At 59.4% G+C, this 20,386-nt stretch carries 20 protein-coding genes; 10 read left to right on the plus strand and 10 right to left on the minus strand.

Annotated features, from left to right (window positions below; translation table 11 throughout):
- Positions 1-3: 3 nt before the first annotated feature.
- From ACHPFG_RS21775 to ACHPFG_RS21795, 5 genes are all read right to left on the minus strand, one after another.
- A complete protein-coding gene (locus ACHPFG_RS21775; RefSeq protein WP_431700380.1) occupies positions 4-2,061 on the minus strand; it encodes a methyl-accepting chemotaxis protein in 2,058 nt (685 codons plus the stop codon).
- A gap of 337 nt (positions 2,062-2,398) precedes the next feature.
- Positions 2,399-2,689, minus strand: coding sequence for a DUF3144 domain-containing protein (locus ACHPFG_RS21780; RefSeq protein WP_431700381.1), 291 nt, complete (start codon positions 2,687-2,689; stop codon positions 2,399-2,401).
- A 90-nt stretch (positions 2,690-2,779) separates the two neighbouring features.
- Entirely contained in the window at positions 2,780-3,325 is a 546-nt protein-coding gene (locus tag ACHPFG_RS21785; RefSeq protein WP_431703507.1) for an ATP phosphoribosyltransferase regulatory subunit, read from the minus strand.
- 290 nt (positions 3,326-3,615) lie between these two features.
- Entirely contained in the window at positions 3,616-4,311 is a 696-nt protein-coding gene (locus ACHPFG_RS21790) for a tRNA (adenine(22)-N(1))-methyltransferase (protein WP_431700382.1), read from the minus strand.
- Positions 4,312-4,324: 13 nt separating this feature from the next.
- Entirely contained in the window at positions 4,325-5,035 is a 711-nt protein-coding gene (locus ACHPFG_RS21795) for a FadR/GntR family transcriptional regulator (RefSeq protein WP_431700383.1), read from the minus strand.
- Between the two features lie 425 nt (positions 5,036-5,460).
- Between ACHPFG_RS21795 and ACHPFG_RS21800 the strand changes: the two genes are divergently transcribed.
- Positions 5,461-6,822 (plus strand): MFS transporter, encoded by a 1,362-nt coding sequence (locus ACHPFG_RS21800; RefSeq protein WP_431700384.1) that lies wholly within the window; start codon positions 5,461-5,463, stop codon positions 6,820-6,822.
- Positions 6,823-6,841: 19 nt separating this feature from the next.
- Complete coding sequence (gudD, locus tag ACHPFG_RS21805; protein WP_431700385.1) at positions 6,842-8,167, plus strand: glucarate dehydratase; 1,326 nt, start codon at positions 6,842-6,844, stop codon at positions 8,165-8,167.
- A gap of 125 nt (positions 8,168-8,292) precedes the next feature.
- Here gudD and ACHPFG_RS21810 read toward each other — a convergent pair whose 3' ends face one another.
- Positions 8,293-8,682, minus strand: coding sequence for an addiction module antidote protein (locus tag ACHPFG_RS21810; protein WP_431700386.1), 390 nt, complete (start codon positions 8,680-8,682; stop codon positions 8,293-8,295).
- Between the two features lie 351 nt (positions 8,683-9,033).
- On the opposite strand from ACHPFG_RS21810, the gene ACHPFG_RS21815 reads away from it, so the two are divergent.
- Both ACHPFG_RS21815 and ACHPFG_RS21820 read left to right on the plus strand, forming a co-directional pair.
- On the plus strand, positions 9,034-9,540 hold the full coding sequence (locus ACHPFG_RS21815) for a hypothetical protein (protein ID WP_431700387.1): 507 nt from the start codon (positions 9,034-9,036) through the stop codon (positions 9,538-9,540).
- A 95-nt stretch (positions 9,541-9,635) separates the two neighbouring features.
- A complete protein-coding gene (locus ACHPFG_RS21820; protein ID WP_431703508.1) occupies positions 9,636-10,139 on the plus strand; it encodes a septation protein IspZ in 504 nt (167 codons plus the stop codon).
- 63 nt (positions 10,140-10,202) lie between these two features.
- Here the strand turns inward: ACHPFG_RS21820 and msrA are convergent, their stop codons facing one another.
- Together msrA and ACHPFG_RS21830 are read right to left on the minus strand one after the other, a co-directional pair.
- A complete protein-coding gene (msrA, locus tag ACHPFG_RS21825; RefSeq protein ID WP_431700388.1) occupies positions 10,203-10,709 on the minus strand; it encodes a peptide-methionine (S)-S-oxide reductase MsrA in 507 nt (168 codons plus the stop codon).
- 95 nt (positions 10,710-10,804) lie between these two features.
- Positions 10,805-11,386, minus strand: a complete 582-nt coding sequence (locus ACHPFG_RS21830; RefSeq protein WP_431700389.1) for a CGNR zinc finger domain-containing protein — start codon at positions 11,384-11,386, stop codon at positions 10,805-10,807.
- A gap of 96 nt (positions 11,387-11,482) precedes the next feature.
- On the opposite strand from ACHPFG_RS21830, the gene ACHPFG_RS21835 reads away from it, so the two are divergent.
- On the plus strand, positions 11,483-12,418 hold the full coding sequence (locus ACHPFG_RS21835) for an alpha/beta fold hydrolase (protein ID WP_431700390.1): 936 nt from the start codon (positions 11,483-11,485) through the stop codon (positions 12,416-12,418).
- Positions 12,419-12,862: 444 nt separating this feature from the next.
- Positions 12,863-13,207, plus strand: a complete 345-nt coding sequence (locus ACHPFG_RS21840; protein WP_431700391.1) for a DUF6124 family protein — start codon at positions 12,863-12,865, stop codon at positions 13,205-13,207.
- A 151-nt stretch (positions 13,208-13,358) separates the two neighbouring features.
- On the opposite strand, the gene ACHPFG_RS21845 is transcribed toward ACHPFG_RS21840, so the two are convergent.
- A complete protein-coding gene (locus ACHPFG_RS21845) occupies positions 13,359-13,898 on the minus strand; it encodes an AAA family ATPase (RefSeq protein ID WP_431700392.1) in 540 nt (179 codons plus the stop codon).
- A 301-nt stretch (positions 13,899-14,199) separates the two neighbouring features.
- Here ACHPFG_RS21845 and ACHPFG_RS21850 point away from each other — a divergent pair, with 301 nt between their 5' ends.
- On the plus strand, positions 14,200-15,855 hold the full coding sequence (locus tag ACHPFG_RS21850) for a methyl-accepting chemotaxis protein (protein WP_431700393.1): 1,656 nt from the start codon (positions 14,200-14,202) through the stop codon (positions 15,853-15,855).
- 290 nt (positions 15,856-16,145) lie between these two features.
- Here the strand turns inward: ACHPFG_RS21850 and ACHPFG_RS21855 are convergent, their stop codons facing one another.
- Positions 16,146-17,078 carry a LysR substrate-binding domain-containing protein gene (locus tag ACHPFG_RS21855; protein ID WP_431700394.1) on the minus strand — a complete coding sequence of 311 codons (933 nt, stop codon included), beginning with the start codon at positions 17,076-17,078 and terminating at the stop codon, positions 16,146-16,148.
- Positions 17,079-17,187: 109 nt separating this feature from the next.
- Between ACHPFG_RS21855 and ACHPFG_RS21860 the strand changes: the two genes are divergently transcribed.
- From ACHPFG_RS21860 to ACHPFG_RS21870, 3 genes are read left to right on the plus strand one after another with little or no spacing between them, the layout of a single operon-like run.
- Positions 17,188-18,273, plus strand: coding sequence for a TauD/TfdA family dioxygenase (locus ACHPFG_RS21860; protein WP_131699808.1), 1,086 nt, complete (start codon positions 17,188-17,190; stop codon positions 18,271-18,273).
- A 4-nt stretch (positions 18,274-18,277) separates the two neighbouring features.
- The gene (locus ACHPFG_RS21865; RefSeq protein WP_431700395.1) at positions 18,278-19,036 is read left to right on the plus strand and encodes a sulfite exporter TauE/SafE family protein; all 759 of its coding nucleotides are present in this window, start codon (positions 18,278-18,280) and stop codon (positions 19,034-19,036) included.
- Positions 19,037-19,052: 16 nt separating this feature from the next.
- A complete protein-coding gene (locus ACHPFG_RS21870; RefSeq protein ID WP_027603983.1) occupies positions 19,053-19,532 on the plus strand; it encodes a YbaK/prolyl-tRNA synthetase associated domain-containing protein in 480 nt (159 codons plus the stop codon).
- Positions 19,533-20,386: the final 854 nt, after the last annotated feature.

Raw genomic sequence — 20,386 nt, forward strand, 5'->3', positions numbered from 1 at the left:
ACCTCAGCTCAGGCGAAACCGTGCGGTGTTATCACTCAACGCCTGGCTGCCTTTGCTCAAGGTGTCCGCTGCACGATTTACTGCGCGCGCGCCGTCGAGCAGGCGCCCGGCGGCCTGGTCGACTTGCTGGATATTGCCGCTCACTTCATCCGCCGTCGCCGCCTGCTCCTCCACCGCCGTGGCGATTTGCGCCAGGGTGTCGGTGACGTTCTGCACCGCGCCGGCAATCTCGCCCAGGCGCGTGCCCAGGCCGGTGACGGACTCGGCATCGGTCAACGCCTGCTCGCACGCGGCGCCCATCAGCGTCACCGCCTGGCTCACCGTGGCGCGCAGGCTGTCGACGGTGCCGGCGATCTGCGCCGTCGACGCCTGGGTGCGTTGCGACAGGCTGCGCACTTCATCGGCGACCACCGCAAAGCCACGGCCCTGCTCGCCTGCGCGGGCGGCTTCGATAGCTGCGTTGAGCGCCAGCAGGTTGGTCTGCTCGGCGATGCCGCGAATGGTGTCCACCACCGATTGAATCTGCTGGCCTTGCTGGCTGACCTGCTGCAAGGCGTCCGAGGTATCGGTCAGGCGCTGGTTGAGCTGCTGGATGCTAGCGGTGGTGCGCTGGCTGTCGCGGCTGCTGTCTTCGGCGATGCGCCGGGTGTGCTGGGCACTGCCCGAGGCCTGTTCGCAGCTGCGCGCGACGCCCATGGACGTGGCAGCCAACTGCGTGGCGGCGGCGGCGATCTGGCTGATCTGGTGCTGCTGGTCCTCGACTTCGCTGAGGGTGCTGCCCGATTGCGAATTAAGGGTGAGCACCGCCGAGCCAAGCTGCTGGGTTTCGTGATTGACGCCGAGCAGGCTGGTGCGCAATTGCACCACCGCGACGTTCAACGCGGTACTGATCGCCGCCAGTTCGTCGCGCCCTTCTACCGCCACCTCCACGCACAGGTTGCCGTCGCGCAGGGACTCGGCCAACGTGGTGATGCCACTGGCGCTGCGACGGATGGACGCTTGCAGGCACATGAACAGGTACAGCGCCGCCAGGGCCAACAGGCTGAACGTCGCCGCCATCGGTATGAATTGCGTGTTCGCGTGCCCGTGGTAGTAGTCCAGGCGCGCATCCATCGACGTCAGCGACCGAATGCGCAGCGCGCCGAGCGACTCGAGCATGGCATCGATACTGCGTTCGAAACCGGCGGTATCCAGCTTGATGCTGCCGCCGAACACGCCGTCGTCGAGCACTTTGAGTTCGTTATCCAACAACTGCAGGCTGGTATCGTATTGCGCTGTCCACGGCTCCATGCCGGCGTACTGCTTGGCCTTGAGCGAAGCCGCAGCCTTGACCAGTTGATCCCGCGCATCGCCGATGCGGCTGCGCAGGTCGCGCATCTGCAAACGGCTCTGCAAGGTGAACTGCCCCGAAGAAATCGAGGACTGCCCGACACTGGCCATCCGCCCGATGCGCTCGATCAGGTCGGGCGTTTGCTGGGTGCCCATCTGCATGAGCATGTAGGTTTCCAACCAGGGATCGAGGATCAGGCCGGCGTCGAGGGTAATCTGTTCGCGCAGGGCCTGCATCGCCGTCAGCGCCGCGGTGAAGCGGTCGTAGCCATCCGGCCACCAGCCAACGGTGCGCAGGGACGCCGAGTCCATGCCCCTGACCGTGGCCTGCAACGCCTCGAAGCGGGCCAGGACGTCAGCGCCGGCGCTCTGGGTTTTCAGGGCATCACCGAGGGCTTGCAGGCTTTGCAGGATCAGCGGGAAATTGGCGTCGACCTTATCCATCGCCGCTTTCGCCGCTGGCGTTGGGGCATGCAGGATGTCCGCCGCTTTCCAGCGCGCAGCCAGGTTACGTTGGGCGCTCAATTGGCCGTCCAGCGCATCCAGGGCCAACAGTTGACGAAGACCGGACTGCTCGGTGGAAATCACGCTTAATTTGTCGCGATAGTCCTGGCCGATCATCCACAGGCTTCCGGCCAAGGGGAGCATGAACAGGAAAAACAGAACCTGGAACTTGCGCGCGAAGCCGAAACGTCCGAGCAGGCGGATACCAGGGGATAAAAAACTGTGCATGTCCGACCACTCCCGAAAACAACCCACCCGGCGCACCGCTGGGCGAAGCCTTGAAATAAATGAAAGCAAAATGCCATGTCATTGATTGGTAAGGCTCTAGCAAGATACGGGCCGCCCACACCCAGCCCCGAAACAGGGCGTTCGCTGCACGAACGCCCCACCTCGCGTGCGCGAAAATGGGGCAAAAGCACTCAGTAGCGACAAGGCTGCTGTCACCGCCGGAGACGACTGACCGAGGTACGTTCCAAAACACCCTCAATCACAAGCATCCTATCGGCCGCGTACGGGGAGAACTTGAAGGGCAGGACACGCCCTGGGGAGAAATACCGACAGCGACCTATTTGGCCTGCATGTACTGGCTGAAATTATTGATGTGATCGTCCAGGTTGTCCTCAAGCATCATCCGGTACTGATCACAGAAATACGTGAGCATCGCCTCGCGCTCCTCGGCCATCTGCTCGCCGGACTTGAAGTTGCGCGCACACGCCCAGGCATTGAACCGCGTGGTGCCGAACATCATCGAGGCACTCACCTGGCCGAGGTTCTCGAAGGTCTTGAGCTGCTCGTTCGACAGCTCGATATGCGCGTCTGCGCGGTCGTAGAAGGTTTGGTCGGTGACGTCGGCCATTGCGGGTTCCTGGGCGAGCGAATGAGACGACCATTGGAGCATATCCTGCGGCTGGAGAGGAGGCGCCTCCCTGCGGAGGCGCCTTGAACATCACATCAATGCCAGCACCAGCCGCTCAAGCCCGATGCCGAACCCGGCGCCCTCTCGGTAAGCACCGCCACCTACCACTTGCTGCTGCGCACCCAGTGCGGGGCAGCGTACTTCGAAGCCATTGCCTTCAAGGTAGTAACTCAGCCCACGCTTTACCGCCAGACTCAACTCATAGTCGAGCCCCAGCGTGTCCAGAAACCCGGAGCAAAGGGCTTGGCTGCGCTGTAGCGCCAGCGCGGGCTCAGGACTGAGAATCTCCAACCCCAGCTGGGTAAATTCACGATAGCGACCGGCTTGCGGCCGCTCATACCGATAACACCGTGCCGCGTAGAAAAACATGGCCTCATCCCGCCCGCCGAGCAAGGCTGCATTGCGCTCCTGGAACAGCGCGGTGGCCTCTGGGATCAGGCAACATTGGCGACCCGCCTTGTCATCGAAAGCCCACATCTGCCCGATGATTTCACTGCCGCCGGCTTTTTCAATAAACGTGTCCTGGCCCCACAAAGCGGGCACGATAGCTTCTTCAGCTCCCGCTTCGATGAAGATAGCTCCGGAATCGCCCCTCTATCTCACGCATCGTTGCGGCTTCTTTCCCTGTCACGATTCGGGTTCCGCGCAGCATTGTCATGTCTTGAATCTCCATTTTCACAGGCAATAAAAAAGGCGCCACAGGCGCCTTGGTTTGGGTTCATTGAGTGATCAGAGCGTCTGGTCAATCAGTGAGCGCAAGCAACCACGACACCTTGGGAAAGGTCCGTGAGAGTGATGGCGGTTGCTTTTCGAAAATTTGGTCATGGGCAATCCTTGCACACATGTAGGAATAGTTACAAGCAAGCTCAATTCAACAGCTCAGTAATCCACCGGGCCTGCTGTGCAATCTCTTGCGCCTTATCCTCCGGCACGGCCTGACGCGCGCGCTCGAAACTGGCCAGGGTCTTCTGCTTCTGACGCAGCATGCGCTGCCACTTGGCCAGGAACACCGGGCTGCGCGCCTGCATCTGCAGGGGGCCGAAGTACAGTTGTTCGGCGCTGTAGATCACCGGCGTGGTGCGTTCGGCGACGATGATTTCGTAGTAGAAACGGTTTTCCCGCAGCAGCTCTTCATGGAGGAGGGTGTAACCGTTTTCCATCAACCAGTGACGCAACGGTTGTTCGCCGCCATTGGGTTGCAGGATCAGGCGTTCGTGACCGCTGAGGTGGGCCTTGCCGCCTTCGAGGATGTCGCGGATCGTTTCGCCGCCCATGCCGCAGACGCTGATCGCGGTGATCGCGTCTGCCGGCTTTATCGCCGCCAGACCATCGGCCAGGCGCACCGTGACGTGCTGCTCCAGGCCGTTCTCCCGCACGGTGCGCTCAGCCGCCTGGAACGGCGTGCTCGCCACCTCGCCCGCCACCGCCGCCTCGATCACGCCACGGCGCATCAAGGCCACCGGCAGGTAGGCGTGGTCCGAGCCGATATCGGCCAGCCGCGCGCCCATCGGCACATGCGCCGCCACGCGCTCCAGGCGCATGGACAAGGTGTGTTCGTTCAACCTGTGCTCCTTTTTATTCGCCGGAAAATCGATCCCGGCTGTTGGTCAGATGCAACACCATCGCCGCCCGCGCCGCGTCCGGGTCCTGGCGCCTGATCGCGTTGAAGATCGCCTCATGCTCCAGGTTCGCCAATTGCCCGAGCTTGGCGAAGTCCGCCCCGCCACGTTCGGCGCCTTTCACTTGGGTACGCGGAATCATCGCATTGCCCAGGTGCAGCATGATCTCGGTGAAGAAGGTATTGCCGGTGGCTTCGGCGATCAACTGGTGGAAACGCTTGTCCTCTTCCACGCAGCTGTCGTTGTTGGCCAGCGAGGCCTGGTAGTCGTCCAGCGCGGCGCGCATGTGGGCAAGCTGCTCGTTGGTCCTGCGCACGGCGGCCAGTGCCACTGCCTGCACTTCCAGGCCCAGGCGCAGCTCAAGCATGTTGCGCACGCTGGCGACGGTGTCCACATGCAGGCGCAAACCTTGCTGGGCCTGTTGCGCCAGCACGAAGGTGCCGATGCCATGGCGCGTCTCCACCAGCCCCGAGGCTTGCAGCTTGGACAGCGCCTCGCGCACCACGGTACGGCTCACCCCATGCTCAAGCACGATGGTGGATTCGGACGGCAGCTTTTCACCCGGCTTCAACTGCCCCAGCAGGATGCGCTGGGTCAGGGCGTCAAGCACGCCTTGGGCCAGGTTGTTGGAGCGTCTACGGACGGGGGGGCCGTTTTCAATGGGCATAGTTACGAATCCACGGGGTTGGGCAGGAGGGAGCTTAACATCCCGCCCCACGGCGTAACCCCACTGTAGGAGCGAGCTTGCTCGCGAGGAACCTGAGGGCGCCGCGTTTATCCAGGATGCCCGCATTATCGTTGACGTTTTTCGCGAGCAAGCTCGCGCCTACGGTTGGGGTGCGAGTGAAAAAAGTGCTCTACTTGTATGACAACCAACATTAATGGCCGCCAGCGCCACCCTTTCAAAAGCCCTCTCAACCTTCTTTAAAACCCCACCCCAACCCGCAAAATAACCAAAAAAGCACTAAATACCGGCTCTTATAAACACAAAAACATCATCACCGCATTGCGAACCCCAGAAACCAACTTGTATGATGTCTATCAACAAGACACGCAAACCCGCATAAAAATAATCAGGGGGAGTTTTGAATTGTGAACAATTCAAGCCATGCATCTGCCACACCAGACAGTGATTCGGTCCTCGCGCAAGCCGTGAGAAAAGTGAAGGGCCATGTGCTCCCACTGTTCGTGATCATGTTCATCCTCAACTACATCGACCGGGTCAATATCGGCTTTGTGCGCACGCACATGGAACACGACCTGGGCATCGGCGCTGCCGCCTATGGGTTTGGCGCCGGGCTGTTCTTCATTGGCTACGCGCTCTTTGAAGTGCCCTCGAACATGCTGCTGCAAAAGGTCGGCGCGCGCATCTGGCTGACCCGCATCATGTTCACCTGGGGCATCGTCGCCACGCTGATGGCGTTCATCCAGAACGAAACCCACTTCTACATCCTGCGCTTTCTACTGGGCGTGGCCGAAGCCGGCTTCTTCCCTGGGGTGATCTACTACTTCACCCGCTGGCTGCCGGGGGTTGAGCGCGGCAAAGCCATCGCGATTTTCCTCAGTGGCTCGGCGGTGGCCTCGCTGATCTCCGGCCCGCTGTCAGGCGCACTGCTGCAGATCGAAGGGTTTGGCTTTCACGGCTGGCAATGGATGTTCGCCATCGAAGGCCTGGCCTCGGTGGTGATCGGTTTCTTCGTGTGGTTCTGGCTCGATTCCAAGCCCCACGACGCCAAGTGGATGACCCGCGAAGAACAGGACGCTCTGGTCAACGCCATCGACCAGGAACAGCGCGAGCGTGAAGCCCTGACCAGCGTCAAGCCAACCATCGGCAAGCTGCTCAAGGACCGCCAGATCCTGCTGTTCTGCGCCCTGTACTTCTGCATTCAACTGACGATCTACGCGGCGACGTTCTGGCTGCCGAGCATCATCAAGAAGATGGGCGACCTGAGCGATGTGCAGGTCGGCTTCTTCAACTCGATCCCGTGGCTGATCTCGATCATCGCCATGTATGCCTTCGCGACGCTGTCGGGCAAATTCAAGTTCCAGCAGGCCTGGGTCGCGGCGGCGCTGTTGATTGCGGCGGCGGGCATGTTCATGTCCACCACCGGCGGGCCGATCTTCGCGTTCGTGGCAATCTGTTTTGCGGCCATTGGGTTCAAGTCGGCGTCCTCGCTGTTCTGGCCGATCCCACAGGGCTACCTGGACGTGCGTATCGCCGCTGCCGTGATTGCCTTGATCAACTCCATCGGCAACCTGGGTGGCTTCGTCGCGCCGACCACCTTTGGCTTTCTGGAGCAGACCACCGGTTCGATCCAGGGTGGGCTCTACGGTTTGGCCGGCACGTCGGTGCTCGCCGCGATCCTGGTGTTTTTTGCCAAGACCGCCCCCTCCGCCGCTTTGACTTCGCCAAGCGTGACGCCAACGAGCGCCGCCGTCAGCAAACCTCTTTGAGCCTATCCAGGAACTTGCCATGAATACTCCCGTCGTCACCCATTTCCAGGTCATCCCCGTCGCCGGCCACGACAGCATGCTGCTCAACCTGAGCGGCGCCCACGGGCCATTTTTTACCCGCAACATCGTGATTCTCAAGGACAGCAGCGGCAACACCGGCGTCGGTGAAGTGCCCGGTGGCGAACGCATCCGCGAAACCCTGGAAGACGCCCGCAGCCTGGTGATCGGCCAACCCATCGGCCAGTACCAGCGCATCCTCAACCAGATGCGCAGCACCTTCGCCTCGCGGGATTCGGCTGGCCGCGGCCTGCAGACCTTTGACCTGCGCATCACCATCCATGCCGTCACCGCCATGGAAGCCGCCCTGCTCGACCTGCTGGGCCAGTTCCTCGAAGTGCCGGTGGCCGCCCTGCTCGGCGAAGGCCAGCAGCGTGATGCGGTGAAAATGCTCGGCTACCTGTTCTACGTCGGCGACCGCAGCGCCACCGACCTGGCCTACCGCAACGAAGCCGACAACGAGGACGAGTGGTTTCGCCTGCGCCATGAAACAGCCCTGACCAGCGAGGCCGTGGTGCGCCTGGCCGAAGCCGCCAAAGCCAAATACGGCTTCAACGACTTCAAGCTCAAGGGCGGCGTATTGAGCGGCGACGCAGAGATCGAAGCCGTCACCGCCCTGGCCGAACGCTTCCCCGATGCGCGCATCACCCTCGACCCCAACGGCGCCTGGTCATTGAAAGAAGCCATCCGCCTGTGCCGCGATCAGCACCACGTGCTCGCCTACGCCGAAGACCCGTGCGGCGCCGAAAACGGTTACTCGGGGCGCGAAGTCATGGCCGAATTCCGCCGCGCCACGGGCCTGAAAACCGCCACCAATATGATCGCCACCGACTGGCGCGAAATGGGCCACGCGATCCAACTGCAATCGGTGGACATCCCCCTGGCCGACCCGCACTTCTGGACGATGCAAGGCTCGGTGCGCGTGGCGCAGATGTGCCATGAGTGGGGCCTGACCTGGGGCTCGCACTCCAACAACCACTTCGATATTTCCCTGGCGATGTTCACCCAAGTGGCCGCCGCCGCCCCAGGCGACATCACCGCCATCGATACCCACTGGATCTGGCAGGACGGCCAGCGCCTGACCCGCGAACCACTGAAAATCGAAGGCGGTTATGTGAAGGTACCCGCCAAACCGGGCCTGGGCGTGGACATCGACATGGACGCCGTGGCCAAGGCCCACGAACTGTACAAAGGCATGGGCCTCGGCGCACGGGATGACAGCGTGGCGATGCAGTTCCTGATTCCGGGCTGGAGTTTTAACAACAAGCAGCCTTGCCTGGTGCGCTGAAGCGCTGGGTTCTGGGGCGGCTCGGTCTCCAGAACACAATCAATCCAATGTGGGAGGGGGCAAGCCCCCTCCCACAGGGGGCCTCGGTATTTTTCAAGGGTTGTGGTCGCTCGCTAAACCGCGCGTCAGGACTTACCGGCCCCAGCCCGCCTTGCACTTGCAGTTTTCTTGACTGCCACCGCCGCAATCGGCTGCACAGTCAGTTCCACGCCTAACGCCAGCATCAACTTCTGAATCGTCTCATAGCGCGTTTTAGAACCGCCTTTCAGCGTCTTATATAGGCTCTCGCGATTAACCCCCGCAGACTCCGCCACCTTGTTCACGCCCTGGGCCTTGGCGACCTCGGCAAGCGCTTTCATGAGCACCTGCGGGTCTTGAGATTTCATGCTCTGCGCCAGATAAGCGCAGATGGTTTCCGGGCTATCGAGGAAACGCGACGCTTCATAGATGCTGGTACCGGAGGTATCAAGATCGAGGATCGGCATGTCCTCTGGTTTGAATTTCGATTCGCTCATTTCATCTACCTCTCAGGGCATCTTGGTCACAGAATTATTTGTAGCCTACTGGCTACTCCTTGTCGATGCCAGTGAGTTTTGAGTCCGGAACACTCCGCAAGAAAAATCCTAGTCCACCGCTCGCATAAGCAGCCGATCGATACTATTAGCGCCTGTGTCTAACCTTCACCATGCCTCAGCACCTGCGCATTCGCCCGCTATCACGGTGGCTGACACTCCGCCATCGGGGGCAAGCTGAGGCGGCAAAGGATAGAGATGAAGCCCAAAGAAAACGTCCCACACAGCCGCTTCACTTTGCGTAAAATGCGAGCCGTTCTCGATCAGGAAAACTCAACCCAGGAGGGGTAACGCTTGAAACCGCTTGACACCCACGCGCCAAAACGCGCCGACACGGCCATCACACGACTTAAGTTCAAAGACCAACTGGCCGTAGACCCTTACAAGGCATTGGCACTGCTGGAAAGCACCCTCCTCTGTTTTGTAACGACGGCTCTTATGCTGTTTGTTGCACAAAGCGTCGGCATAACCGACACATTCAAGAGCAACGTCCTCTATGGCGGCACCCTGGGTGGATGCATAGGGGCGGTGTACAGGATGTACCACGACGCAGCACTTTCCGAGTCGAGCATTGCCAGGCATATCAGCCCCACTGCACTGCAAAACGCGATGCTCGCCTTGAAGTATTCCAAGACGCAGGAAGGCGTTTACTACCCGAAAAAACGCATGTTCACCCCATTTCATCGGTGCGATTCAGAGCGGATCACGCTCACCCCACTGGATGGGGGCACGCGCTTCACAGGTCCCTATTTGAAGCTGAAAGCGCTGTCGGCCAGGCTGATGGAGCAGGAAGGGATTTGAGTCAACCGGACGTGGCCATTCATACCTGAAAGGCCATGGCATTTGCCTAACGCATTAGAATGGCGAATTTTCTGACGACAAGGACGTAGGCAGTGATGATAAAACAGCGATGTTCCCTGGCCTTCAGCCTTCTATGGCGTACGCATGTGGTGTATTTCATCTACTCCGCGCTACTCAGCCTGACGCTGGGGTTCACGGTTGGCAGTACATTGCTCACAAGCCGGGATTTCCTGCTGTTCGGGCCGCCAGCCACACTCGCCTTACTCGCGCTGCTGCTAGTGGTTTTGGAAGTCGCAAGTGGCGTCAATGTGCCGCGAGCCGTGTTCGGCAATCGGCTGAAGCGCTCAGCGGCGCAATGGCGAACCTATGTGCTTCAGTTGTCACTGCTACTGACCGCCCTGGCAATCCTCCATGCCCTGTTTGCGTTTTTTGCGCCATTTGAGGTGTGGGTGAACTACAGGGTCTACGGCGGCCCACTGCTGTTTACCGTTGGCCTCTTCCTCCTTGGCTGGGCCCAGGCGCCCTCCAGTGCGAATGACATGATCGCTGCACAAGCAGAAGACGCAGCAGCAACCAGCGCTGTGCCTAAATGGCCATAACCTGGGGCTATAGGCGGACCTGGCTTGCCGCCGTTGACCTTCCCTCCCCGGCGCTACTCACGCTCACGCCCGCTTGGGCAACTTCCAATTCGGCCGGACGAAGTGGCAGGTATACCCGTTCGGTATCCGCTCCAGATAATCCTGATGCTCCGGCTCCGCCTCCCAAAACTCCCTGGCGGGCTCAATTTCCGTGACCACAGGCCCAGGCCACAGCTTGGAGGCATCCACGTCAGCCGCAGTATCTTCGGCAATATCCCTTTGCTGTTCGCTCAGGTAGTAAATCGCCGAACGATAGCTCGGCCCAAGATCATTGCCCTGCCGATTCGGCGTGCTGGGGTCATGGATCTGGAAAAAGAACTCAAGGATCTGCCGGTAGGAAATCACCGCCGGGTCAAACACGATCTCAATCGCTTCAGCATGGTTGCCATGGTTGCGGTAGGTAGCATTCGGCACATCGCCACCGGTGTAGCCGACCCGCGTGTGCAGCACGCCGGGATAGCGTCGCAACAGGTCTTGCATGCCCCAGAAGCAGCCGCCGGCGAGGATAGCGGTTTCGGTTGGGTTGGTCATGATCTGTCCTTGCGGTTAATGGAGACAGGGGTAGTTATGGGGCAATGCTGGGCAATACCAAGTTCAATCAAAGAAAAACTGCCCCCCCTATCGACTCAAGGTTTATTCCTGGAACGAAACGCCGCCACCTTCATCCGGTTGCCGCAGGTCGCCATGCTGCACCAGCGGCGGCGGTGTGATTTGCTCAGGTCATGGAACAGCAGCACGCAGTCGTGGGCCTCGCACTGCCGGACGAATTCAAACTTATCGTTCGTGACCAAGCCCACCAGCGACTCGGCCACCGGCTCAAGCAGGCTGGCCGGGCTGCTGTCCCGAGGATGCGTGGCAAGCCGAAATGCCTTCTTCTCCTGCGCCCATTCCAGCCTGCTCACCGGGCGACCCGCTTCAAGCACCTGGTTGATCACCGCAAGATCGACGGGAACGCCTGTCATGGCTGCATTCACCACCGCCCTTGAACTCGCGCGAAGCGTGCGAGCGAGGGCCAGCAGCCCACTCGGCGCCTTCGGGTCAACCTGCTCGGGCAACAGCCCCGCTTGGGTCAGCCAGCTCATAACGCAGTGATCATCGACGAAGCAGTCATGGCGCTGATCACCCACCCCGTACTCGGAGTTGATGAAATCGAGGGCAAGGTTGTCAGCCAGAAAAAGTGCGCCTGAAGCAGTGCTGTTCGGACTCATGGGCAGCCTGTAACCAATAAAATATGTTTGACAGGTTACCAAATCCAGGCATAACCTTCAAACACAAACTTTAACGGTTACACAGGAAACCACACCATGACCACGTCCAACGCCATTGCCGCTGCCGGGCTCACCGCCTCCTTGCTGATCAGCGGCGCGGCCCATGCAGACAACACAGTGCGTTACCGCTACGAGCAGGTCGGTGACGTAAAGGTGTTCTACCGCGAGGCGGGCGACCCCAGCGCGCCGACCGTGTTGCTGCTGCACGGCTTCGCCGGCTCATCCTTCATGTTCCGCGAACTCATGCCCGAGCTTGCCGACCGCTACCACGTCATCGCGCCGGACCTGCCGGCATTTGGCTTCACCGAAGCCCCGCCGCGCGGCGAATACGCCTACACCTTCAGCCAACTGGCGAAGACCATCGAACAGTTCACCGAACAGCTCAAACTCGATAAATACGCACTGATGGTCCACGACTACGGCGCCCCCGTAGGCTGGCGCATGGCCGTCGCCCATCCGGAGCGAGTGACCGCGATCATTTCCCAAAACGGCAACGCCTACGAAGAAGGCTTGGGCGACGGCTGGGCCCCCATCCAACGCTACTGGCACGCCCCGACCCAACAAAACCGTGACGCCCTGCACGACTTCCCAACCCCTGCCTCGATCAAGTGGCAGTACCTGGAAGGCGTGGCCGACAAAAGCTCGGTTTCACCCGATGGCTACACGCTGGAAGGGCTGCAAATATCCCGCCCAGGCAATGCCGACATCCAGCTCGACCTGGTGCTGGACTACGCCTCGAACGTAGCGATGTACCCGGCCTTCCAGTCGTACTTCCGCCAGTACCAGCCACCGCTGCTCGCGGTGTGGGGCAAGAACGACCCGTTCTTCCTGCCGGCCGGCGCCGAGGCGTGGAAGCGCGATATTCCCAAGGCGGATGTTCGTTTTTATGACACCGGGCACTTTGCGCTGGAAACCCATGGCAAGGAGATCATTCCGGTTATACGGGCGTTCCTGGACAAGAACCTCCAGTAATCAGCGCAACCCTGTGTAGGAGCGAGCTTGCTCGCGAAAAACGTCAACGATAACGCAGCGACTCTGGTTTCACGCGGCGCTCCAAGATTCTTCGCAAGCAAGCTCGCGCCTACATTGTGGACATGTCCTACAGCGAGCTGCAGCGCCTTGCTCCGTTGCCTACAGTTGCGTCAGAATCCGCCGGCTTGTGCGCTTGAGTGGGCGTCTCTAAGGTGGCGCGGTCGCTGACAACTCAGTGATCGGGTTTAGTAGCCCTTGGTCGAATTTCGCTTAGTGCACAAGCTTCATCCACCAGACTTCCCGTCTGTGCTTGATGGCGGCTGTGCGCAGGGCACCTTCGGGTGCGCCGGCTTTGCGGAATTCCCCGGTCTACTAACCTGCGTACAGCTGCCACCCTTTTGTTTAGTAGCGAAACGGTGTCGGCCCTGACAGGGAAATTCCGTTATGTACAAAGTCACGCCTAACCCTCCGAACGGTCCCGACCTGAAACTGAATCAGGCGGCGCACCGTGCGATTGATCACTACCTCAACGCGGGCGCCGAACCGCCAGGGCCGCCTCCCCCACCCACGACTACGCTGTTCAGCGTTGCTGACGATGCCAGCACTGAAGTGCTGATTGCCAATAGCTATGAGACTTTTTCTTCGGTTACTGCGTTGTTGCTTGACCTGTCGGATGAGCTGACGGGGAAGCAGCGGGATGTGGCGTTGGCGATTCACCAACTGAGTGAGTTGGGGGTTTTGTTGGTGGATAAGTTGATGGAGCGGGAGGCGGCTGGAGCGGGCAGCTAATCTTCCACCCACTCGATAGATCGCTGAGTCTTTGTGACTCGCTTTACGAAGACTCGGCGATTTTCTTTCGGAATAAATAGACCCATCCCCTAACCCGTCTCAACGCGAGTTCGTGATCGGCAGTTTCCGTAGAGAAGCCGTCAGCCGTCGATCAATACCGCGGAGTCTGGCCAGTCGAATGTCCAATGCTCGCGAGAAAAATCCTAGTATCCCGATTAGACCGCAGATAAACCACGCGGCAAGCCGATGGCGCAGTTGCGACGAGTTGCTGCATTTTTGCGCGCGCTGATTTTTTCGTCCGCCACATGAATCTAAAAAACTCCGGCAGGTTCGCCAGCAGTTCGGGGCAGTTATGCGGCAAGTCAGGCCGCGACTGACCGCGTTGGAGCAGCGTTCTGCGCAGTACGCGCAAGAATCGAAGCGTCGCCGAACGATCAATCCATATCAAGACATCTGCACGGGCCATCCGGTTGTCCCAAGTGGCTGAATGACCACCTTCGAATATCCAGCAATCACGGGCCTCGACCTCGAGACAAAGCTGCGTCTTCTCGTCCCGGCTTCGTTCTCTCCAACCTGGCTGCCAGTGGATAGTGTCGATATGAACGACCGGCAAGCCCGTGCGCTGACCAAGCTTACGCGCCAAAGTGCTTTTGCCAGACCCTGGTTGACCAACAATCATCACCCGTTGCATCGAAGCACCTTCTCGCTCTTCAAGCTGAATTTTTTGGGGTGGCGATTTTACGTTAATACCAGAAACCGGACGTTACTGACCGTTCATCGGGATTGCATGATGTCATGACGACATCACTCCAATATAGTTGTACAAGACTTGTACAAACATAAATACTTGTACAAGTTTCAACTGACCAAGAAATCACGCCGCTACCCGTCGCCGTCGAACAAAAGAATACCTGCGCAGGATGCGGACCAAGGGCGAATACATACCCTTGCAGGTGCCTCTGATTGCTCCTCCCATTACGCAGGTACATCATATGCCATCGCACACTCCCCGGCTCTCGACACGGACCAGTCTCTATGCCGGCTATGCCAGCCTGCTCGCGTTTATGTTGCTGATTGCCGCTATCTCGCTGTACGCCCTGGCTAACAGCAATAAGGATTTTTCCCTCTACATTAATGGCGTTGATGCACGCACCCGCCTGGCCAACACACTGAACGACGCCGCCGCCCAGCGCGCGATTGCCCTGCGTAACATCGCCTTGAACAGCAATGTCACCGAGAGAGGACAGCAGCGGGGCGCGATTGCCGTCAACGAACAAATGGTGGCCAGCAGCCTCGCCGCGCTACGCCAGGCAATTGATAGCCATGGTGACGTGTCGCCCAAAGCACGTGAACTGTTCTCAACCATCGAGCAGGTCGAGAGCCGCTACAAACCGGTAGCGCACACCATTGCCGAACACCTGTTCAAGGGTGAAAACGACGAGGCCCTGCGCATGGTCAGCGAGCAGTGCACCCCCTTACTGGCCGAGCTGACCCAGGCAATTGGCGAATACCTGCGCTACACCAACCAGAAGGCAGACCGGCAGGTCAGCGAAAATGACGCAAACTATCTGTCACAACGCAACCTGCTGCTCGCCATTACTGCGCTGGCCGTCTTACTCGCAGCGGGACTGGGCTACGTCATCAGCCGCAACCTGCTGCGCGCGCTGGGTGCCGAACCGAGTGAACTCAACCAGCTCGCCCAACGGGTTGCCCAGGGCGATTTGCGCGCCAGCGAGCGCACGATAGAGCCACCACAAGCCAGCATAATGGCCGCCCTGCTGAGCATGCAGGAGAACTTGCGGGACATGACCAAGGGCGTAAACCTGTCCTCACAGACCGTGGCCCAATCCAGCCAGGAGCTTAGCCAGTCGAGCCTGAGAAACGCCGAAAGCGTGGCCATGGCACAGTGCGAGGTCGAGCAGATCGTCACCGCCGTTCACCAAATGGCCGCCACCGTGCAGGACGTCGCGCGCAATGCCGAATCCGCCGCCAGTGCCGCCAGCGAGGCCGATAGCGCGGCCCTGTACAGCCAGCAGAAGGCCAAAGAAGCCGTCAACATGATCGGCGAGTTGGCAGAGACAATCGAACAGTCCAACATGGCCATGGGCCGGCTGAAGAATGAAACCGGCAATATCGGCGGCGTGCTTGAGGTGATCAAGTCGGTGGCCGACCAGACCAACCTGCTGGCCCTCAATGCAGCCATCGAAGCTGCCCGTGCTGGCGAGGCCGGACGCGGCTTCGCGGTGGTAGCCGACGAGGTGCGCAGCCTGGCACAGCGTACCCAGAAGGCCACCTCAGAGATTGAGGGGCTGATCGCCAGTCTGCAGAAAATTGCCGATGAGACCTCGCAGCATATGCAACGCTGCAAGCGCTCCAGCGCGCAGTCGGTGTCCGGCGTTTCCGAGGCCGGTGACGCGGTGAGCACGATCGTCACCATGATCGAGCGGATCAACGGCATGAACCACCAAATCGCCGCTGCCGCCGAGCAGCAGAGTACCGTTGCCGAGCAGATCAGCCGGGGCATCGTGACCGTCAGCGAAAGCGCCGAGCAATCCGCTGCAGCCTTCCGCAGCGCTCAGCAGGAAAGCGAAGGATTGGCACGCACCAGCGTGACATTGCGAGAGAACATCTCGCGCTTTCAGCTCTAGGGTCTGTTGCCGTTTCATCGCGAGCCGCGTTGCTGCGAGAAATGGCCCCCGGTTAGGCGCAGGACGCAGGTATCGTCGTGCCATCGGCCAGGCGAACCGGTCTGCCCATCCACAGTTGCGTATCAGCGCAGTGCGCGCTGATCAGATGGCTGCTGCGTCGAACCAAGCTGGAGACCATTTCAACCGGCAAGCGCTGGCGTGCTTTGCAATAGCCGCCCGGCTCAACCTGCAGTTGCTTGATCGCCAAATTATGGCAGGAGCGGTCAGTGCGCAACGCTTGGCCCACGACCTCATATGAGTGCCGAGCCGCGTTTACATTCGAGGCTTTCACCTAAGCCACGGATCATCTCCATCAATGCCTTCACCCGCAGCGGTAAATTTCCGGCCGGGTACACCGCGTGCATCTGTGGGCTCTCACCGCTGCTGGAGGTGAGCTTGTACTCAGGACAAACGCGGAGCAAGCGCCCCGCTTCCACTTCTGGCTCCGCCATCCAATCCGCCAAGCGGGCGATCCCGACGCCCGCCAAGGCTGCCTGGAATACCGCCAGACCGGAGCTGAAACGAAATTTTGGATGAACCCGAAAGCTGATGGCCTGCTCCTCACTGCGAAAATTCCATTCCTTGAGAATCCGCGGCGCCGTATGCAGGATCAGCGAATGCGCCTCCAGTGCCTCGATGGAGTCGGGCATGCCGTTGCGCTCCAGGTAGCCGGGGCTGGCATACAGGTAACGTGAGTAACTCCAGAGCGCAAAGCCGATCAAGTCGCTGGATTGTGGAAACGCGCCGCGAATCGAGAAGTCCAGCTTGCTCTTGGCCGGGTCGATGATCTCATCGGTGAAAATCACGTCGATGTTAACGTCTGGATAGCGCTCGCAGTATTGCGCGATCAACCGGGGCAATACCCCGTGTCCGAGAAGCTCGGGGGCGGAAAAACGGATCCAGCCGGAGGCCAGGCCGCTGAGACCGGCCAGGTCTTCATCCACCTCACGTTGCAGGTCGAGCATTTTGTACGCGTGGGGCAATAAGCATTCACCCGCTTCGGTCAAGCTCACGGCATTGGACGAGCGATTGAACAACTTAAGCCCCACACTTTCCTCCAGGGCTTGAACGGCGCGGGTCAGTGCGCTGGGGGAGCGTCCCAGCGTCCGTGCCGCGGCGACGAAGCTGCGCTTGCGAGCCACGGTCGCGAAGGCTTCAAGTTCCCCCAACATATTCAATGCCACTCTCCACCTCATTGCATTTTTCACAACGCGGCATTGCAACACAAAAAAGGCTCTTCCGTTAACCTTCCCGCTCAACCCAGAAGGATGGGGCAAACAGGAGCGCAAGGACGTGTCGAAGCTGGATGAAGTAATCGGGAAAGCCGCAGCTTGTGCTGATGAAGTAATGCATGAATGGCTGGAAAAAAAATCAGTGACTTCGACCCGACGGGAGATACCGCAAATTCATCTGTCGCTCGAAGAACAACGCACACTTCAGGCTGGTCTGGCATCGCTGGACGTGACCGATAGCGCCTCGGGTATCCGCCACATGCCGATCCTGGGGCGTTTGCTGGAAAGTGTCCTGTGCACCGAGAAAATCCAGCAGCTACGCAATTTTCCACAGGCCCGTGAAGTGGCGATGATCGTCAGGGGGCTGCCGCTGGACCCGCAACTGCCCGCCACGCCCTATGACCTGGAGCCGGGTATCGAGAACTTGTCGATTCTGGCCGGGGCTATTTTGTCCGTGCTGCAAACTCTGCAAACCCGTCCGCTGGCGTACGAGGGTGAAAGCAACGACACAGTGTTCCGTCACGTATCGCCCAAGCACAAGCGAGAGACCGAAAAGAGCTCCTATGGCTCGCGCGCGGATTTGGACATGCATGTCGACAACCCTCACCTGCCTTTGACCTGCGAACCGGTCTCGCAGTTGTCGGCCTGTCCGGAGTACCTGTCCCTGACCGGCCTGCGCTGCGAGCTCGACGTGCCGACGCGCATCGTCGCCATTGACGAGGTGCTGGCCATCCTGCCGGCCTACGTCGAAGAAGAATTGTCACGACCGAACTTCACCGTTCGCCGACCGGCCTCCTTCGGCAAACAGGGGAATGTGCTGGAAAATGTCCCCTTGCTGTACAGAAGCGCAACCGATGGCCTTTATTGCCGCTACAACAAAGCGAGTGTCGAAGCGACCTGCGCCAATGCGCAGTTTGCCCTCCAACTGTTCGCCGCCGCCGCCAATCATCCCGATGTCGTGCACCCCGTAATGCTGCAACCAGGGGACATGCTGATCTTCAAGAACCAGCAAACCCTGCATGCCCGGGATGGTTTTACACCCCGCTACGACGGCCGTGATCGCTGGATGTTGCGTGTGTTCGGGGTCAATGATCCGGCACGCGTGTTACCGCTGGACCCTCATCAACCCTACATAGTCAGAGCCTGATTTCATGGTCGACATTGTCATCCTTTGCGTGTTCGCCTTCGCCGCCGGCCTGATCGATGCGGCGGTGGGCGGCGGCGGACTGATCCAGATTCCCGCGCTGTTCAACGTGCTACCCACCGCTCAACCGGCGGCGCTGCTGGGTACCAATAAGGTCGCGGCCGCCTGCGGCACCGCATTCGCGGCCCGGTCCTTCGTGCGCAAGGTGGTGATCGACTGGGGTCTTGTGATCCCCGCCGCCTGCGCGGCCTTTGTCATGGCCTTCTTCGGAGCCGCCACGGTGTCGTTCGTACCCCAGTCGATGATCCGGCCGGCGGTGCTGGTGTTGATTGTACTGATGGCGATCTACACCTTCTGGAAAAAAGATTTCGGCGCCCTGCACAAACCCATGCGCATCGGCACCAAGGAAAAACTGCTGGCGATCGTCATCGGCGGCGCCATCGGTTTCTACGATGGTCTGTTCGGTCCCGGCACTGGCAGCTTCCTGATCTTCCTGTTTATCCGCTGCTTCGCCTTCGACTTTCTTCATGCCTCGGCATCGGCCAAGCTAGTGAACATCGCGACCAACGTAGCGGCACTGATATTCTTCATTCCCACGGGTAACGTGCTCTACCTGGTCGCAATCCCCATGGCGGCATTCAACATCCTGGGCGCGCTCACGGGCACCTGGCTGGCGGTTCATAAAGGCGTGCCCTTTGTCCGGGCTCTATTCCTGGTGTTACTGGTGATTCTGATCAGCAAACTGTCCTACGACCTGTTCCTGTAAACCAGAGGAAAACTACATGCATCCCATGTTCGATCGCCTCGTGGCCCTACTCGATGCCCGCTCAGCCTCCTACCGGGTGTTGATGCACGACGCCGAGGGCCAGTCTGCGCGCGTTGCCGAAATCCGTGGCACCGAGCCCGGCCAAGGCGCGAAGGCCATGCTTTGCGCCCTCAAGGGTCAGGCCGGACCCTATGCACTGGTGATACTGCCGGGCGACCAGAAGCTGGACATGAAGAAAGTCGGAGCGGCCCTGGGCGGGAAAAAAGCCGAGCTGGTGAAGGCCGAAACCGCCATGGAACTGACCGGGTGCCGGATCGGTGCCATCCCTCCTTTTGTTTTCGATGAGCGGATTCAATTGATCGTCGATCCAGCCTTGACCACAGGCTACGCCGAAATAGCCTTCAACGCGGGGCGGCTGGATGCGTCGATGGTGCTCGATACGCAGGATTATCTGGCGATTGCCATGCCTCGATTGCTGGATATCAGCCAGGCCTGAGCAGACGTTTTCACTAGATAATGTCTACCGGGCTGACCGGTTACTACGGGTAGAAAGCGATAGACCTCGAGAGTCCGCTTTTGGCCGATTGTGTTGAAAAAGTCGGCCATGGTTTCCGCAGCAGAAAAGTATGCGTCCGAGATTGAAATCTTTACTTTCAGTAGAGGTTTCCAAACGCAGATTTCACGTAGCAGCGTGAAAAAAGGCGTTTTCACCGGTCAATGATCAGGCAGTTTTGGATGACCGACTTTTTCAACACCATTGACCGAAAGGCGCCTGTCCGTGTGAAAGGGGCGAGCTTGAAGCTTTTGGCCGATAGTGTTGAAAAAGTCGCTCCGCTCAAACTGCCCGAAATTTGACCGGGAAAACGCCGTTTTTGCACGCCCCTACGTAAAATGTGAGCCCGGAAGCCTCAGCCGAAAGTCAATATTTCAATCTCAGATGCGTATTTTTTTGCCGTGGAAACCAAGGCCGACTTTTTCAACAGAATCGGCCGATTGCTGCCTGTCACGAACGGCAGAAATCGGCCCAGAGTGTGTAAAAACGCTTCGTCAAAATTGACGTGCGTGCGTCTACGTTAAATCTGACATTTTATCGGCGCGTCAGAAAATTTGGATTTCGAGCAGATGCGCGATTTCCAGTCCGGTTTTGACTACCTGTCGCGCTCGAAAACGTTTTTACACAACCTCGGCCAATAGCGGACGCTCACCTTGGTCTGCTACCGGCAAAAAACGACTGCTCGTACCATCCTAGTTTTATGCTGTTTCAAGCCACGATCAGGTAGACTTCAAAATGCCACTACACTGCCAATATAGGAAGTTTGATGAGCAGGAAAGCGATTAGTGAGGTGTTTA

The sequence above is a fragment of the Pseudomonas sp. BR20 genome, from assembly GCF_050780135.1.
Lineage (GTDB): Bacteria > Pseudomonadota > Gammaproteobacteria > Pseudomonadales > Pseudomonadaceae > Aquipseudomonas.

What these genes read in the sequence shown, in the direction of transcription:
- ACHPFG_RS21810 (WP_431700386.1), bottom strand. Translation starts at nt 8,682, where the DNA reads ATGAGCGAATCGAAATTCAAACCAGAGGACATGCCGATCCTCGATCTT.
- ACHPFG_RS21865 (WP_431700395.1), top strand. Translation starts at nt 18,278, where the DNA reads ATGGTCGACATTGTCATCCTTTGCGTGTTCGCCTTCGCCGCCGGCCTG.
- ACHPFG_RS21830 (WP_431700389.1), bottom strand. Translation starts at nt 11,386, where the DNA reads ATGAGTCCGAACAGCACTGCTTCAGGCGCACTTTTTCTGGCTGACAAC.
- ACHPFG_RS21795 (WP_431700383.1), bottom strand. Translation starts at nt 5,035, where the DNA reads ATGCCCATTGAAAACGGCCCCCCCGTCCGTAGACGCTCCAACAACCTG.
- ACHPFG_RS21870 (WP_027603983.1), top strand. Translation starts at nt 19,053, where the DNA reads ATGCATCCCATGTTCGATCGCCTCGTGGCCCTACTCGATGCCCGCTCA.
- ACHPFG_RS21820 (WP_431703508.1), top strand. Translation starts at nt 9,636, where the DNA reads ATGATAAAACAGCGATGTTCCCTGGCCTTCAGCCTTCTATGGCGTACG.
- ACHPFG_RS21775 (WP_431700380.1), bottom strand. Translation starts at nt 2,061, where the DNA reads ATGCACAGTTTTTTATCCCCTGGTATCCGCCTGCTCGGACGTTTCGGC.
- ACHPFG_RS21845 (WP_431700392.1), bottom strand. Translation starts at nt 13,898, where the DNA reads ATGCAACGGGTGATGATTGTTGGTCAACCAGGGTCTGGCAAAAGCACT.
- ACHPFG_RS21780 (WP_431700381.1), bottom strand. Translation starts at nt 2,689, where the DNA reads ATGGCCGACGTCACCGACCAAACCTTCTACGACCGCGCAGACGCGCAT.
- ACHPFG_RS21835 (WP_431700390.1), top strand. Translation starts at nt 11,483, where the DNA reads ATGACCACGTCCAACGCCATTGCCGCTGCCGGGCTCACCGCCTCCTTG.
- msrA (WP_431700388.1), bottom strand. Translation starts at nt 10,709, where the DNA reads ATGACCAACCCAACCGAAACCGCTATCCTCGCCGGCGGCTGCTTCTGG.
- gudD (WP_431700385.1), top strand. Translation starts at nt 6,842, where the DNA reads ATGAATACTCCCGTCGTCACCCATTTCCAGGTCATCCCCGTCGCCGGC.
- ACHPFG_RS21850 (WP_431700393.1), top strand. Translation starts at nt 14,200, where the DNA reads ATGCCATCGCACACTCCCCGGCTCTCGACACGGACCAGTCTCTATGCC.
- ACHPFG_RS21840 (WP_431700391.1), top strand. Translation starts at nt 12,863, where the DNA reads ATGTACAAAGTCACGCCTAACCCTCCGAACGGTCCCGACCTGAAACTG.